The organism is Paenibacillus ehimensis NBRC 15659 (genome assembly GCF_004000785.1).
Lineage (GTDB): Bacteria > Bacillota > Bacilli > Paenibacillales > NBRC-103111 > Paenibacillus_G > Paenibacillus_G ehimensis.
Map to the genome: position 1 here is coordinate 16,329 of NZ_BILX01000073.1, position 14,978 is coordinate 31,306.

The window sequence follows — 14,978 nt, forward strand, 5'->3', positions numbered from 1 at the left end:
TACTTCCTTGTTGAACGGGTGAGAGCTGATGATACCTCGTTATTTGGTTAATTTCGATGTGCGGCAGCTGCCGCAGGTACATACCAACGTTATTGTGATCGGCGCAGGAATCGCCGGTCTTTTTACGGCACTGCGTTCCGCCGAGAACCACAAAGTGCTGATGGTCACGAAAAAATCGCTGCTCGACAGCAACACCCGGTATGCACAGGGGGGGATCGCGGCCGTCATCTCGGACGAAGATTCGCCGGCATACCATCGGCAGGATACGTTGATCGCGGGAGCCGGGCTTTGCTCTTCCGCGGCCGTAGATGTTCTTGTGCATGAAGGACCCGACGGGGTGAAAGACTTGATCCGCATGGGAACCGAATTCGATATGGAAGACGGACGATATGCCCTGACAAAAGAAGGGGCGCATAGTCAGAGGCGTATCCTGCATGCGCAAGGGGACGCTACCGGCGCGGAAATCGTGCGTGCGTTGTCCGAGAAAACGAAGCAGGACCCGAATATCGAGATTTGGGATGACCATTTTGTAATCGATTTAATAACGGATAACGGCGAATGCTACGGAGCGCTGGTTCAAAGGCCGGACGGCAGCCGGGTGATCGTTCACGCGACCGCAACCATCCTGTGTACCGGCGGGGCGGGGCAATTGTTCCGCTATACGACCAATCCCGATATCGCCACCGGGGACGGCATTGCGATTGCCTACCGGGCGGGCGCGAATATCCGGGACGTGGAATTTATTCAGTTCCATCCGACGGCCTTGTGCTATCCTGGAGCCCCGAGGTTTCTTATCTCCGAAGCGGTACGCGGGGAAGGGGCCGTACTGCGCAATATTAACGGCGAGCGGTTCATGGAGCGTTACCATCCGCAGCTGGAGCTTGCTCCACGGGATATCGTCGCCCGGGCGATCGTCAGTGAAATGGAGAACACCAAATCGACCTTCGTCTACATTGATTTTACGCACGAATCGGAAGAAACGGTGAAGCACCGGTTTCCGACCATTTACGAATATTGCTTGTCTTACGGGCTCGATTTGTCGTCCGATTGGATTCCTGTAGCCCCGGCTGCTCATTATATGATGGGCGGGGTAGAGACCGACCTTCATGGAGAAACGGCTGTAACACGGCTGTTTGCTTGTGGGGAAGTGTCCTCTACGGGTGTACACGGAGCCAACCGACTGGCCAGCAACTCACTTTCCGAAGCGATTGTGTTCGGGCGGAGGATTGTCGAACGAATCAACAGCTTGCCGCCGATTGCAGAGCTTCCCCACATCCGGGAGGAGCGGCGGTCGAAGGATAACGCCATTCAGCCCGTTGTCGAAAAAAAACTCAAGCTGCAAAAGGTGATGCTCCGGTATGCGGGACTCAAGCGGCACGCTCAAGGACTTGAAAAAGGATACGACGAGCTGAAGCGGCATGTGCCGATCTTCGACAGCTGCTTGGCCAAGCGGGAAGAATATGAATTTGCCAACCTGCTCATCTGCGCGCTTCTCACGACACAGGCCGCTTTGATTAGGCAGGAAAGCCGCGGGGGACACTACCGGGAGGACTTCCCGGACAAGGATGACGTGGTTTGGCGCAAGCATACCGTGTTTAATCGTGCCAACGGCATTACGGAAGGACGGATTGATGATGTTTGAGTTGAACCGGTCGAATTTGGACCGCAGCTTGCGGGCATGGCTTGAGGAAGACATCGGGATGGGCGACGTCACGACGATGACGACGATTCCGGCGGATTCGCAAGCCAAAGGTATTATTCACGTCAAAGATGAGGGCATCATCGCCGGAATCCCGGTCGCCGAAGCGGTCTTCGCATTGGTTGACCCGCAGCTTCGGTTCGAGGCGAAGGTCAACGACGGCGCTGCCGCCCGGTACGGCACCGTGATCGCGGAAGTATTCGGCAGCACGCGCAGCATTTTGCTCGGGGAGCGGCTTGCGCTGAATTTGCTTCAGCGCATGTCCGGCATTGCTACGCGTACGCGACAGTTCGTGGACCGGCTGGAAGGACTGCCGGTTCGTCTTGTGGATACGCGCAAAACAACGCCGGGCCACCGGATGCTGGAGAAATATGCGGTTCGTGTCGGAGGAGGACATAACCACCGGTTCGGACTCTACGATGCCGTCATGATCAAGGACAACCATATCAAGGGAGCGGGAGGAATCCGTCAAGCTATTACGGCGGCCCGGGCTCAAATTCCGCATACGATGAAGATTGAAGTCGAAGTGGAAACCTTCGAGCAGCTTGAAGAGGCGTTAGCGGCCGGTCCCGACATCGTCATGCTCGACAACATGTCGCCGGAGCAAATGTCGCAAGCGGTACAGCGCATGAAAAATCAGGCTCCGCATATCATGGTAGAAGCATCGGGAAGCGTTACGCTGGACAGTGTCCACAGCATTGCCCTAAGCGGGGTGGACGTCATTTCCGTTGGCCGGCTGACTTATTCCGTGCAGGCGCTTGATATCAGCCTGGATCTGAACGAACAGAAAGGTTCCGCGGGAGAAAAGGTGGGCCGGTCATGATCTTAGTGGTGGACGTAGGGAATACTAATATCGTGCTCGGCATCTACGAAGGGAAGCAGCTGCTTCACCACTGGCGGCTTAGTACGAACCGGTCGGCCACTTCGGACGAGTACGGAATGACCATGTACAACCTGTTCCGGCATGCGGGAATCGGTCTGGATCAAGTCGATGGCGTCATTCTTTCTTCCGTCGTGCCGCCATTGATGTTTGTACTGGAACAATTGTGTTTAAATTATTTAAAGAAAGCGCCGTTGATCGTAGGACCTGGGATCAAGACGGGATTAAATATCCGTTACGAGAACCCGAAGGAAGTCGGCGCAGACCGGATCGTGAATGCAGTTGCCGCCATCGAGCTGTATGGCTCGCCCTGTATCGTGGTTGATTTTGGAACGGCTACGACCTTCGATTATATTGACCAGAAGGGCCAATTCATCGGCGGGGCCGTGGCGCCCGGAATCAGCATTTCAACCGAAGCTTTATACCAGCGGGCAGCCAAGCTGCCTCGCATCGAGCTGGTGAAGCCGAAAAGCGTCGTCGGCCGCAATACGATCGCGTCGATGCAGGCCGGGATTATTTACGGCTTCGCCGGTCAAGTGGACGGAATCGTGGAGCGGATTAAGCAGGAGTTTCAAGTTGAGCCGAAAGTCATCGCAACAGGCGGGCTGGCAGAGCTCATTGCAGGGGAATCGCGTACAATCGATTTGATCGATCCGCTTCTCACGCTGCAGGGATTGCAAATTATATACGAGCGCAACATCGGTTAGAGGTCCGCACATCGCAGCAGGACCCTAATTGCGGCTTAACGGGCCTTTTCACCTGAGCCTGTAGCGTCATTCGAACAGAAGGAGCTTTGTCATGCAAGATTATTTAATCAGGGCCACGGCCTATGAAGGAAAAGTGCGCGCGTTTGCCGTCCGCACCACCGGAATTGTTGAGGAGCTTCGCCGTCGTCATCAGACTACGCCTACCGCGACCGCTGCTTTGGGACGTACGGTTACCGCTGCGCTGATGATGGGCATCATGCTTAAAGGTGAGGAAAAGCTGACCGTTCAGGTAAAGGGCGGCGGACCGATCGGCCAGATCGTCGCAGATTCCAACGCTCATGGAGAAGTACGAGGTTATGTGGACAATCCGGCCGTCGATTTGCCTTTGAATCAGATCGGCAAGCTGGACGTGGCCGGCGCTGTCGGTACCGACGGTTTTTTGTATGTCATTAAAGACCTTGGGCTTAAAGAACCTTACCGCGGCAGCATCCCGATTGTTTCCGGCGAGCTTGGCGAAGATTTTACGTATTATTTTGCGAAATCCGAACAAACGCCTTCGGCTGTCGCTTTGGGCGTGCTGGTCGATGTGGATTATACCGTGAAGACCGCCGGCGGATTCATCATTCAGTTGCTGCCGGGGTTAACGGACGACGAGATTGCACAGATTGAAAAGGAGCTTGCGGCTCTTCCGCCGATTACATCCTTGCTTGACCGCGGGGACCGTCTGGAGGACATACTCGCTACGCTGCTTCCCGGAGCCGAAGTGCTGGAGAGACGCGACGACATTCGGTTTCAGTGCAAATGCTCGCGCGAGCGTGTCGAGCAGACTTTAATCAGTCTGGGGCGGGATGAATTACAGCAAATTCTGGAAGAAGACGGTAAAGCGGAAATCGTGTGCCATTTTTGTAACGAGGCCTATCGTTTCAGCCGGGAAGACCTTGAAGCGATTCTCAAGTCCATATAAAAAGACAGGATGGCGAGCAGCCGCCCGGTCCATATAGAGAGTGATTATACGAGGAGATAGGGTATGCGAAACATTAAAGTATTATGGGGCATGATCGCTGTGTTGCTGGTCGCGGTAGTCATCCTATCCTCCGTATTAATGGCCCACTCCTTATACCCATCCCCTACCGATAAACATCCGGACCCCCAGAAGCAGGACGGAGAGGCGCAAATTTTGGCCACGATCGGAGAGAAAAAGATTACGTTTGCCGAATTGGAAACGCAGCTGCTTGCGGCGCACGGACGCGAGCTCTTGGACCGAATGATCGACCGGGAAGTGGTGCGCTTGGAGGCGAAGGCCTTGGGCATTGAAATCGGCGACAATGAGGTGCAGCAGGAACTAAAGCGGATGAAGCAGGGGTACGAAAGCGAGCAGGAATTTTTGGAAACGATGAAAAACCAGCTGGGCTTGACCCCTGATAAGCTCAAAGAGGATGTGTACCACAAGCTGTTGGCCGATAAAGTTGCCATTCACAACATCCGGATCACCGATGAAGAAGTGCAGGCTTATATTTCGGCGCATCAAGACGAATTCCAGACGCGCGTGGAGCTCCGCCTTCAGCAGATTGTGACGTCCAGCAAGGATCAGGCCCAGCGGGCGTTGAACGATTTGGCCAAAGGCGCCGATTTTGCCCAGGTAGCCAAGGAACGTTCCCTTGATGATGCGACGCGCGATAGCGGGGGAGACTTGGGCTGGCTGGAAGAGGGCGATCCGTTCGTTCCCGCTCCGGTCATGAAGATTGCCAAGCAGTTAAAGCAAGGGGAAATCGGAAAACCCGTGGAAGTCGACGGCAAATATGTCATCGTAAAGCTGAGAGAGCGTAAGGAAACGTCGAAGGATGAGCCTGCGGCGATCCAGGAGCGGGTCCGCAAAGACCTCGCCCTTCGGGAAGCTCCTCCGATGAAGGAGATACTGCGTACGCTCCGAGACAAGTGGAAAGTATCCGTTCAGGCAAATTTCTAGGAAGCGACAGGGAATTGTATTGACAACCATCGTAGGGGTTGATAAGATTACAATATAATACCCACTGAATTACTCGGATATTTCGATGTGAACTTGAGGAGGAGAACCGAATGGCCAGATTAGTGCAAAGCGTTACGCAATTGATTGGGGACACGCCATTGGTCAAGTTAAACCGTGTCGTGCCGGAGGGCAGCGCGGAAATCTACGTTAAGCTGGAATTCCAAAACCCGGGTGCCAGCGTAAAAGACCGGATTGCCATTAGCATGATTGAAGTGGCCGAGCAGGAAGGCCGCATCAAACCGGGCGATACGATCGTCGAGCCGACGAGCGGAAATACGGGGATCGGTCTGGCGATGGTTGCCGCGGCTAAAGGCTATAAGGCGATTTTGGTCATGCCGGAGACGATGTCCATGGAACGCCGCAATCTGCTTCGCGCTTACGGTGCACAGTTAGAGCTGACGCCGGGAGCGGAAGGGATGAAGGGCGCGATCAAGCGTGCGGAAGAAATCTTGGCCGAAAATCCGGGTTACTTCATGCCTCAACAGTTCAAGAACCAAGCCAACGTCAAAGTTCACCGCGAAACGACCGGTCCGGAAATCGTTGAAGCGATCAAAGCGCATGACGGCAAGCTGGATGCTTTTATTGCCGGGATCGGAACGGGCGGAACGATTACAGGGGCCGGTTCGGTGCTTAAGGAGAACTTCCCGAACATTAAAATTTATGCCGTCGAGCCTTCGGCTTCTCCGGTATTGTCCGGAGGCAAGCCGGGCCCGCACCGCATTCAAGGGATCGGTGCAGGTTTTGTACCGGATATTCTCGACACCGGCATTTATGACGGCATTATTGCGGTAGAGAACGAGGAAGCGTTCGAAACGTCCCGCCGCGTAGCGAAAGAAGAAGGTATCCTGGGCGGCATTTCGTCCGGCGCAGCCATCTTCGCCGCACTGAAGGTCGCCAAGGAACTTGGCCCCGGCAAGCGCGTCGTCGCCGTCGTTCCAAGCAACGGCGAGCGTTATCTGTCTACACCGCTGTATCAATTCGAGGACTAATAAGCCAATCAAGCCTGCTCACCCTGCTGCAAAGGTTGAGCGGGCTTTTATCTTTCTACCTCCCTCATGAAATTGGGAAGGGAGTTGTTTTTGCTCGTGGGTTAGTCGAAGGAGAAATCGCGTTTCGCGGCGAGTTTTTTGCTCCATTCCCACCAACTTCCATAATATTCTAGGGGGATGGGGCAAAACGTGTCTGAGCTAAAGCGAAACGCGATTTTCCGCAGACTGCGCAAGGGGCCCGGGCCCTCCCGATTCATCTCCGCCCTTTTATTCGCCCGCAATTTCAAGTATACTAATCCCAACATTAAACGACGAACGCAAAAGGAGGACGGAACATGCTCCTGACATCCTATCATCAATGGCAGCAGTGGGCTCAGGACTATACCGTGCTTCCATATGTTATCCGGTTTTCATTAGAGCAAAGCCGCCCGCTTTCCTGGGCGCCGATTTGGGAGGAAGCGGCTCCCGGTTCCTTCGTGCTGGAGAGCGGCAAGGGCGGCCGCTACAGTTTTTTTGGCATTCGGCCCGTTTCGGCTATTCAAGGAACCGGCTGCGAGGCGATCGTTACGGCACAGGATGGCAGCGAAGAGAAGCGGCATGGAGCCCCGCTTGGTCTGGTGAAAAGCTGGCTCGCCCCTTTCCGGTCGCCGGTCGTAGAAGGGGCCCCGAAATGGATAGGCGGCTGCGTGGGGTTCTGGGGCTACGATGTGATTCGTACTATTGAACGACTGCCAGTCCGGGCGAAAGCCGATTTGCCCGTGCCCGATTATGCTTTTGTTCGGGTGAACGAGCTCTGGATTGTCGATCATGAAACCAATCAGCTGTTTTGCGCGGTCCATACGGAGCTTTCGCCACAACAAGTCCAAGAGCCGGGTTGGCTCGAGGCCCGGTATAAGGAAGCGGAGCGGTCGGCGGCCCGGATGAAAGGGCTGTGGGACCGATTGGCAGAGGCGGCCGCACACCTGCTTTTGCAGGAGGAAGCGGAACGGAAGCGGAGGCTGATGGAAGAAGACCGTCTGCAGGTGGACGTTGATGCCATTGAAGGGATAGCTGCCGATTTTCCGAGAGAAGCCTACATCGATGCGGTGCGCAAAATTCGCGATTATATCGGTGCCGGAGACGTGTTTCAGGTCAATCTTTCAGTTCGCCAAAGCAAGCGTCTTGAGGCTTCGCCTGAAGACATTTACGAATGGCTGCGGCTGGTGAACCCTTCCCCTTATATGGGACTGCTGCGTTTCCGTGATTTTCAGCTTGTATCGGGCTCCCCGGAGCTGTTGGTCCAGCTTGAACGAGGAACCGTCCGCACTCGTCCGATTGCAGGCACCCGTCCGCGCGGCATGAGCCCGGAAGAAGACAGGCAGCTTGCGGATGAACTGATCCATCACGAGAAAGAACGGGCCGAGCATATTATGCTTGTCGATTTGGAGCGCAACGATCTTGGACGAATTTCGACATACGGGACCGTGAAGGTCAAAGACTTTATGGTCATCGAGTACTATTCCCACGTGATGCACATCGTGTCGGAAGTTGAAGGAAAGCTGGCCGAAGGCCGTGATGCCTTCGATGTCATTGCCGCGACGTTCCCGGGCGGCACGATTACCGGTGCTCCGAAAATTCGCACGATGGAGATTATTGAGGAACTGGAGCCGGTGAGAAGAGGACCATATACCGGGTCTATCGGTTGGATTGACTATAATGGCGATATGGAATTTAATATAATCATACGCACGCTCATCGCAGCAGGCGGCACGGGATATGTGCAGGCCGGGGCGGGGATTGTCATCGACTCGATTCCGGAGAAGGAATATACGGAATCGATTAACAAAGCAAAAGCTATGTGGAAAGCCATACAATATAGCGAACGAAATCCATGCCCTGCGGGAGGTAGAAAATCATGATTTTGGTCATCGACAACTACGATTCGTTTACGTACAATTTGGTGCAGTATTTGGGAGAATTGGGCGAAAAGATCGAGGTGCGCCGCAACGATGAGATCGATCTGGAGGGGATCGAAGCGTTAAAGCCGGACCATATTCTGATCTCTCCGGGGCCTTGCACGCCCAACGAAGCCGGAATCAGCCTGTCGCTGATCGAGCGCTTCAAAGGCCGGATTCCCATTCTCGGCGTCTGCTTGGGTCATCAATCGATCGGACAGGCGTTTGGCGGCGAAGTGATCCGCGCGGAGCGGCTGATGCACGGGAAAACGTCGGAAATATTCCACGACGGTCAAGGGATCTTTAAGGATATGCCGTCTCCATTTACGGCAACGAGGTACCATTCCTTGATCGTAAAGAGAGAAACGCTGCCTGATTGTTTCGTGGTCACCGCCGAAACGGCCGAGGGTGAAATTATGGGACTGCGCCATAAAGAATACCCGATCGAAGGCGTGCAGTTCCATCCCGAATCGATCATTACCGATCACGGGCATCAAATGCTGCGCAATTTCTTGAACGAAACGGCAGTGAGCCAAGCGTGAAAATCGATTTAAACGGAAACGTCATAGAGGAACAAAAGGCCGTGGTCTCCGTATACGACCACGGTTTTCTTTACGGTATGGGCTTGTTTGAGACGTTCCGCACCTACGGCGGTCGTCCCTTTTTGCTGGAATGGCATTTGGAGCGCCTGGCCGCAGGCTGCCGGGAACTGGACATTTGCTACGTTCCCGATCCGAACCGCTTGCAGTTCCGGATTCGCCGACTGCTGGAGGCCAACGAATTGACAGACGCCTACTTTCGTTTCACGGTTACGGCGGGCACGGACATTCTTGGTCTTCCGGCCGAACCGTACAAGCACCCTTCGGAGGTGCTTTATGTAAAACCGTTGCCGCCTGTCGATTCGTCGGTTTATGTTAGCGGCAAGCCGCTGCAGCTTCTCGAATCGCGTCGAAATTCGCCGGAAGGCAAGATTCGACATAAATCGCTGCATTATATGAATAATATTTTGGCAAAACAAGAACTCCGGCGCTATCCTTGGGCAGGTCAGGCAGAAGGCCTCCTGCTGGATGCCCGAGGCTTCTTGTCGGAAGGGATCGTCAGCAATGTATTTTTTGTGCGCGGCGGAGAGCTGCATACGCCTTCGGCGGAAACGGGGCTGCTGCCCGGCATTACGAGACGCTATGTGATGACGGCGGCACGAGAGACCGGATTATCCGTTTCGGAGGGCTTGTACAAGTGGGAGGATCTTACCGGGGCGGACGAAGTCTTTTTGACGAATTCCATTCAAGAAATTATCCCGGTTACAAGACTGTTCGACCGGGAAGGGAATGGGCATGCCGTCGGCGACGGCTTGGCAGGTCCTATCACGGGAAGATTGCTGTCCTGGTATAGGAACGCTTGTTCCGGTGAGGACAAGGCAGCTGAAGCTAAGGAGGTAAATGATGAACGCTAGCGTGACGGATTCGAACAAGCTCAAGCAGCTGTTGAGCGGGCCGAGGACAGTCGTCATGGGGATTCTTAATGCGACTCCGGACTCCTTCTCGGACGGGGGCCGGTATATTGACCCGATTGCTGCCGTAGCCCGGGCGCTGGAGATGATCGCGCAGGGAGCCGATATGATTGACGTTGGCGGCGAATCGACGCGTCCCGGCGCTCCCGCCGTTTCGTTGGAGGAAGAGCTGGAACGGGTCATTCCTGTCATTCGCGCGCTGCGGCAGGCAGGCATCGAGACGCCGATCTCCATCGACACGTATAAGGCCGAAACGGCTAGACAAGCGATGGCCGCGGGCGCAAGCCTGCTCAACGATATATGGGGATTGCAGAAGGAGCCGGACATGGCCCGTGTAGCTGTGGAATACGGCTGCCCGATCGTTCTGATGCATAATCGCACCGAAGCGGTGTATGCTAACTTTATCCAAGACGTGATCGAGGATTTGCGGGAAACGGTTCGCCGGGCGCACCAAGCAGGGATTCGCGACGAGCAGATTATTTTGGACCCGGGAATCGGATTTGCCAAAACGTACGAGCACAATTTGCAGCTGATGAACTATCTGGACCGGATCGTCTCCTTAGGGTACCCGGTGCTGCTCGGCACGTCGCGCAAGAGCATGATTCGCCGCGCGCTGAATTTGCCGACGGACGACGTGGTGGAAGGGACAGCGGCTACCGTTGCGCTCGGCATTGCCCAAGGCTGCCGGATCGTCAGAGTGCATGATGTGAAAGCCATGCGGCGGGTCGCCGATATGACCGACGCCATCATGCACCACCGATGAACCTGTTGACTGCATTGACGGGACCGCGACTTGAAGGAGGAATACGAAGTTGGATAAAATGATGCTGAAAGGGATGTCCTTTTATGGCTACCACGGCGTTTTTCCGGAGGAAAACAAGCTGGGACAGCGCTATTACGTGGATGTGGAGCTGTACCTTCCGCTGGACCGGGCGGGCCGCTCCGACCGGGTGGAAGACACCGTGAATTATGCCGAGGTCCACGGCCTGATCAAAACCATTGTCGAGCAGAAAACATTCAAGCTGGTCGAGGCGCTGGCTGAGCATATTGCATCCGAAGTATTGCGAACTTATACTAGTATAAATGCATTGACCGTTCGCGTCGTCAAGCCGCATCCGCCGGTTGCCGTTCATTTTGACGGCTTCACGATTGAAATTCACAGGAAGCGGGAAGCCCGCTGATGAACGATGGAGATATGCAGTCGGCCATAGCCGCTTGGGAACGGGCTTACATCGGACTGGGCTCCAATATCGGAGACCGGGAGCGCTTCCTGACGGAAGCCGTTCGTTTGCTTCAGCAGCATCCGCAGATTCGCGTTACCGGTCAATCGTCCTTGTATGAGACCGATCCGGTTGGCTATACAGATCAGGGTCCCTTTTTGAATATGGCGATCGAGGTGACGACGACGCTCTCCCCGGAACAACTGCTGGAGCAGTTGATGGAAACGGAACGAGAGCTGGGCCGCGTCCGCGACATTCGCTGGGGGCCTCGTACCATTGACCTCGATATGCTGATGTACGGCGACGTCAGACGGCAGCAGCCCGAATTGACACTGCCTCACCCGCGCATGCATGAGCGGGCATTCGTTCTAATCCCTCTTATCGAGGTATTGGAGCTTCATCACCAGCCGCAGGCCGAGCCTTTACGGGCGTTTTTGGAGCGTGCGGAAGGAAAGGAAGGCGTTACACTTTGGAAAAAAATGCAGTAGCCCAGCGCATCCGCGCTTTTCGCAAATTAAAAGGCTTTACCCAAAACGAACTGGCGGAACGGTTGGACGTTTCCATTGCCGTACTCGGCTCCATCGAGCGGGGAACGCGCAAGGCGGATCCGAAAATCGTCCGTAAAATATGCGAAACGCTGGGAATTGAGCCTGAAGAGCTTTATTTCCAAGCAAGCGGCAAATAAACACCTAAGCAGAAAGGAGAGATACGATGTTAACGATAGGCAACGTTACCGCCCCGAACAAAGTGGTCCTGGCCCCGATGGCAGGCGTCTGCAATCCGGCCTTTCGCTTGATCGCGAAAGAATTCGGCTGCGGCCTCGTCTGCGCGGAGATGGTCAGCGACAAGGCCATCCTGCACGGCAATCACCGCACGTTGGAGATGCTGTATGTCGACGAGCGGGAGAAGCCGCTGAGCTTGCAGATTTTCGGCGGCGACACCGAAACGCTCGTGGAAGCGGCCAAATATGTAGATCAGCATACGAATGCGGACATCATCGATATCAACATGGGCTGTCCTGTGCCCAAAATTACAAAATGCGACGCGGGGGCGCGTTGGTTGCTGGACCCCGACAAAATCGAGCAGATGGTTTCGACCGTCAGCCGGTCCGTCAGCAAGCCGCTTACCGTGAAAATGCGGATCGGCTGGGATGACGACCATATTTACGCGGTACGGAATGCGAAAGCCGTAGAAAACGGCGGCGGCGCAGCCGTGTCCGTTCATGGGCGCACGAGAGTGCAGATGTATACGGGACACGCGAACTGGGACATCATTAAAGAGGTCAAGGAAGCCGTTTCGATTCCGGTGATCGGCAACGGGGACGTCTTTACCCCCGAGGATGCCAAACGGATGCTCGACCAGACCGGCGTCGACGGAGTCATGATCGGCCGCGCCGCGCTGGGCAATCCGTGGATGCTTTACCGGACCATCCAATATTTGACCAAAGGCGAGCTTCCGCCGGAACCGAGCCCGCAAGAGAAGATTCGCATCGCGGTGCTGCATTTGGACCGCTTGACGGCGCTGAAAGGCGAAGCGGTGGCGGTCAAGGAAATGCGCAAGCATCTGGCCTGGTACTTGAAGGGGCTGCACGGAGCGGCGCGGATTAAAGACGCCATTATGGAGCAGACGAAACGCGACGCCATGGTTCAACTGCTAACCGACTTTATCGAAACGCTCGACCAACGCGAAGCAACCGTCCACTAGTCCGGCTCGATGGGCGAAACCGGGCCATCTGGCTTCAATTGACATTTGAATGGGGTTGCAATATAATCAGTCAATAGTCATTTGCGGCCGACGATTGGTGGCATCAAGCAGCGTCGCGTTCATATAGTAATTATCAGTGAATTCATACTCGATTGGGCTCGAAATATGAAAATCTTTCACACGACGGGAGATAGGTAGTAATGGCGGAAAAAGAAGTCATTCTCACGCAGGAAGGTTTGAAAAAGCTCGAGGAAGAGCTGGAGCATTTAAAGTCGGTGAAGCGCCGCGAGGTGGCGGAGCGGATTAAAGTGGCCATCGGTTACGGAGATATCAGCGAGAACTCGGAATACGAGGATGCGAAGAACGAACAAGCGTTCGTTGAGGGCCGTATTATCACTTTGGAGAAAATGCTGCGCAACGCGCGGATTATCAACAACGACGAAGTCGATACGGATGCGGTGAACGTCGGTTCCATCGTCATCTTGAAGGACCTCGAATTTGGGGATATCGTCGAATACTCCATCGTTGGTACGGCGGAGTCCGACCCGTTCCAAAATAAAATTTCCAACGAAAGCCCGGTAGGCAAAGCCATTCTCGGCAAGCGCAAAGGGGCCATCGTCGACGTCAGCGTACCGGCGGGGGTTATCCAGTACGAAATTATCGATATCAAGAAGTAATCGGCGACAACAAAAGGAGCTTCCTCAGGAAGCTTTTTTGACTATAGAGCCGGGAAGCTTTACTTACGAACCAAGGAGCTGGAAACATGACTGTAGAATTGGAATTGAATGAATTGCTGCAAATTCGGCGCAACAAATTGGATGAGCTGCGCGGCCTTGGAATAGATCCGTTCGGGCAAAAGTTCGAAAGAACGCATCACGCCGGCGATATTTTCAAAGCCTACGAAGACAAATCCAAGGAAGACCTTGAAGCGCTTTCCGCCGAAGTGAGCATCGCTGGACGGATTATGCAGAAGCGGGAAATGGGCAAAGCGGGCTTTGCGCATATTCAAGACATTACCGGCAAAATTCAAATTTACGTGCGTGCCGACGCGTTGGAAGAGGCCAAGTACAAGGCGTACGAGCTGCTTGATATCGGCGATTTGATCGGCGTTCGCGGCACCGTCTTCAAGACGAAAACCGGCGAGCTGTCCGTCAAAGCGACATCGGTGGAAGTGCTGTCCAAATCTCTTTTGCCCCTGCCGGAGAAATATCACGGTCTCAAAGATGTTGAACTGCGGTACCGTCAACGTTACGTTGATTTGATCATGAACCAAGACGTGCAGCAGACTTTCATTTTGCGTTCCAAAATTATTCAGTCGATGCGCCGCTATCTGGATTCCCGCGGCTATTTGGAGGTTGAGACGCCAACGCTGCATGCCATTGCAGGCGGTGCGGCCGCTCGTCCTTTCATTACGCATCATAATGCGCTGGACATGCAGCTGTATATGCGGATTGCAATCGAACTTCATTTGAAGCGTTTGATTGTCGGCGGGATGGAGAAAGTGTACGAGATCGGACGCGTCTACCGCAATGAGGGCATTTCCACGCGCCACAACCCGGAATTTACGATGATCGAGCTGTACGAAGCGTATGCCGATTATAAAGACATCATGAAGCTGACCGAAGAGATGATCGCGCATATTGCTCAGGAAGTGTTGGGAACGACCAAAATTACTTATCAAGATCAAGAAATCGATCTTGCGCCATCTTGGCGCCGCGTCTCGATGGTCGATGCGATTAAAGAAGTGACGGGTGTAGATTTCAGCGTTCAGATGACCGACGAGGAAGCGCACCGCTTGGCGAAGGAACACAATGTGCCGGTGGAGCCGATGATGACCTTCGGTCATATCGTGAACCAGTTCTTTGAGACGTTCGTCGAGCAGACGCTGATTCAGCCTACGTTCATTACAGGGCATCCGGTGGCGATTTCCCCGCTGGCGAAAAAGAACGAGCAGGATCCTCGGTTCACAGACCGTTTCGAGCTGTTTATCGTGGCACGCGAGCATGCCAACGCGTTTACCGAGCTGAACGATCCGATCGATCAGCGGGAGCGGTTTGAAGCGCAGCTGGTGGAGCGGGAGCAAGGGAACGACGAGGCGCATGAAATGGATGAAGACTTCGTACGCGCTCTCGAATACGGCATGCCGCCGACCGGAGGTCTCGGGATCGGGATCGACCGTCTGGTCATGTTGCTTACGAATGCGCCGTCCATTCGTGACGTGCTGCTTTTCCCGCTGATGCGTGAGCGCCAAGGCGAATAATTTCGAACAAGCAAGCCATGCTTCGCCCTTTCTGGGAAGCATGGCTTTT

16 protein-coding genes are annotated in these 14,978 nt (G+C 54.6%); all 16 read left to right on the top strand.

What is annotated here, in order from left to right; genetic code table 11:
* Positions 1 to 28: 28 nt before the first annotated feature.
* Entirely contained in the window at positions 29 to 1,642 is a 1,614-nt protein-coding gene (nadB, locus tag PEH01S_RS28005; RefSeq protein ID WP_127489420.1) for an L-aspartate oxidase, read from the top strand.
* On the top strand, positions 1,635 to 2,522 hold the full coding sequence (nadC, locus tag PEH01S_RS28010; RefSeq protein WP_127489430.1) for a carboxylating nicotinate-nucleotide diphosphorylase: 888 nt from the start codon (positions 1,635 to 1,637) through the stop codon (positions 2,520 to 2,522). The genes nadB and nadC overlap by 8 nt, the downstream gene beginning before the upstream one ends.
* Positions 2,519 to 3,286, top strand: coding sequence for a type III pantothenate kinase (locus tag PEH01S_RS28015; protein ID WP_025846864.1), 768 nt, complete (start codon positions 2,519 to 2,521; stop codon positions 3,284 to 3,286). The genes nadC and PEH01S_RS28015 overlap by 4 nt, the downstream gene beginning before the upstream one ends.
* Positions 3,287 to 3,377: 91 nt before the next feature.
* Positions 3,378 to 4,250, top strand: a complete 873-nt coding sequence (gene hslO / locus PEH01S_RS28020) for an Hsp33 family molecular chaperone HslO (RefSeq protein ID WP_025846865.1) — start codon at positions 3,378 to 3,380, stop codon at positions 4,248 to 4,250.
* Between the two features lie 63 nt (positions 4,251 to 4,313).
* Entirely contained in the window at positions 4,314 to 5,252 is a 939-nt protein-coding gene (locus PEH01S_RS28025; protein ID WP_127489422.1) for a peptidyl-prolyl cis-trans isomerase, read from the top strand.
* 110 nt (positions 5,253 to 5,362) lie between these two features.
* Entirely contained in the window at positions 5,363 to 6,301 is a 939-nt protein-coding gene (gene cysK / locus PEH01S_RS28030) for a cysteine synthase A (protein WP_025846868.1), read from the top strand.
* A gap of 335 nt (positions 6,302 to 6,636) precedes the next feature.
* Positions 6,637 to 8,199 carry an anthranilate synthase component I family protein gene (locus PEH01S_RS28035; RefSeq protein ID WP_127489424.1) on the top strand — a complete coding sequence of 521 codons (1,563 nt, stop codon included), beginning with the start codon at positions 6,637 to 6,639 and terminating at the stop codon, positions 8,197 to 8,199.
* A complete protein-coding gene (pabA, locus tag PEH01S_RS28040) occupies positions 8,196 to 8,777 on the top strand; it encodes an aminodeoxychorismate/anthranilate synthase component II (protein WP_127489426.1) in 582 nt (193 codons plus the stop codon). Before PEH01S_RS28035 ends, pabA begins: the two co-directional genes overlap by 4 nt.
* The gene (pabC, locus tag PEH01S_RS28045; RefSeq protein ID WP_127489428.1) at positions 8,774 to 9,688 is read left to right on the top strand and encodes an aminodeoxychorismate lyase; all 915 of its coding nucleotides are present in this window, start codon (positions 8,774 to 8,776) and stop codon (positions 9,686 to 9,688) included. Before pabA ends, pabC begins: the two co-directional genes overlap by 4 nt.
* Positions 9,678 to 10,508 carry a dihydropteroate synthase gene (gene folP / locus PEH01S_RS28050; RefSeq protein ID WP_025846872.1) on the top strand — a complete coding sequence of 277 codons (831 nt, stop codon included), beginning with the start codon at positions 9,678 to 9,680 and terminating at the stop codon, positions 10,506 to 10,508. The genes pabC and folP overlap by 11 nt, the downstream gene beginning before the upstream one ends.
* 49 nt (positions 10,509 to 10,557) lie before the next feature.
* Positions 10,558 to 10,926: a dihydroneopterin aldolase gene (folB, locus tag PEH01S_RS28055; protein ID WP_025846875.1), complete on the top strand. Its 369-nt coding sequence runs from the start codon at positions 10,558 to 10,560 to the stop codon at positions 10,924 to 10,926.
* On the top strand, positions 10,926 to 11,453 hold the full coding sequence (gene folK / locus PEH01S_RS28060; protein ID WP_025846877.1) for a 2-amino-4-hydroxy-6-hydroxymethyldihydropteridine diphosphokinase: 528 nt from the start codon (positions 10,926 to 10,928) through the stop codon (positions 11,451 to 11,453). The genes folB and folK overlap by 1 nt, the downstream gene beginning before the upstream one ends.
* Positions 11,435 to 11,650, top strand: a complete 216-nt coding sequence (locus tag PEH01S_RS28065) for a helix-turn-helix domain-containing protein (protein WP_010501498.1) — start codon at positions 11,435 to 11,437, stop codon at positions 11,648 to 11,650. Before folK ends, PEH01S_RS28065 begins: the two co-directional genes overlap by 19 nt.
* Positions 11,651 to 11,676: 26 nt before the next feature.
* Positions 11,677 to 12,669: a tRNA dihydrouridine synthase DusB gene (gene dusB, locus PEH01S_RS28070; protein WP_025846878.1), complete on the top strand. Its 993-nt coding sequence runs from the start codon at positions 11,677 to 11,679 to the stop codon at positions 12,667 to 12,669.
* A gap of 200 nt (positions 12,670 to 12,869) precedes the next feature.
* Positions 12,870 to 13,346: a transcription elongation factor GreA gene (greA, locus tag PEH01S_RS28075; RefSeq protein ID WP_025846881.1), complete on the top strand. Its 477-nt coding sequence runs from the start codon at positions 12,870 to 12,872 to the stop codon at positions 13,344 to 13,346.
* Between the two features lie 86 nt (positions 13,347 to 13,432).
* Positions 13,433 to 14,929 carry a lysine--tRNA ligase gene (gene lysS, locus PEH01S_RS28080; RefSeq protein ID WP_025846883.1) on the top strand — a complete coding sequence of 499 codons (1,497 nt, stop codon included), beginning with the start codon at positions 13,433 to 13,435 and terminating at the stop codon, positions 14,927 to 14,929.
* Positions 14,930 to 14,978: the final 49 nt, after the last annotated feature.

Coding starts and splice junctions, on each gene's coding strand:
- PEH01S_RS28035 (WP_127489424.1), top strand. CDS start 6,637: ATGCTCCTGACATCCTATCATCAATGGCAGCAGTGGGCTCAGGACTAT.
- greA (WP_025846881.1), top strand. CDS start 12,870: ATGGCGGAAAAAGAAGTCATTCTCACGCAGGAAGGTTTGAAAAAGCTC.
- PEH01S_RS28015 (WP_025846864.1), top strand. CDS start 2,519: ATGATCTTAGTGGTGGACGTAGGGAATACTAATATCGTGCTCGGCATC.
- lysS (WP_025846883.1), top strand. CDS start 13,433: ATGACTGTAGAATTGGAATTGAATGAATTGCTGCAAATTCGGCGCAAC.
- dusB (WP_025846878.1), top strand. CDS start 11,677: ATGTTAACGATAGGCAACGTTACCGCCCCGAACAAAGTGGTCCTGGCC.
- pabA (WP_127489426.1), top strand. CDS start 8,196: ATGATTTTGGTCATCGACAACTACGATTCGTTTACGTACAATTTGGTG.
- PEH01S_RS28025 (WP_127489422.1), top strand. CDS start 4,314: ATGCGAAACATTAAAGTATTATGGGGCATGATCGCTGTGTTGCTGGTC.
- nadB (WP_127489420.1), top strand. CDS start 29: ATGATACCTCGTTATTTGGTTAATTTCGATGTGCGGCAGCTGCCGCAG.
- nadC (WP_127489430.1), top strand. CDS start 1,635: ATGTTTGAGTTGAACCGGTCGAATTTGGACCGCAGCTTGCGGGCATGG.
- cysK (WP_025846868.1), top strand. CDS start 5,363: ATGGCCAGATTAGTGCAAAGCGTTACGCAATTGATTGGGGACACGCCA.
- folP (WP_025846872.1), top strand. CDS start 9,678: ATGAACGCTAGCGTGACGGATTCGAACAAGCTCAAGCAGCTGTTGAGC.
- hslO (WP_025846865.1), top strand. CDS start 3,378: ATGCAAGATTATTTAATCAGGGCCACGGCCTATGAAGGAAAAGTGCGC.
- folK (WP_025846877.1), top strand. CDS start 10,926: ATGAACGATGGAGATATGCAGTCGGCCATAGCCGCTTGGGAACGGGCT.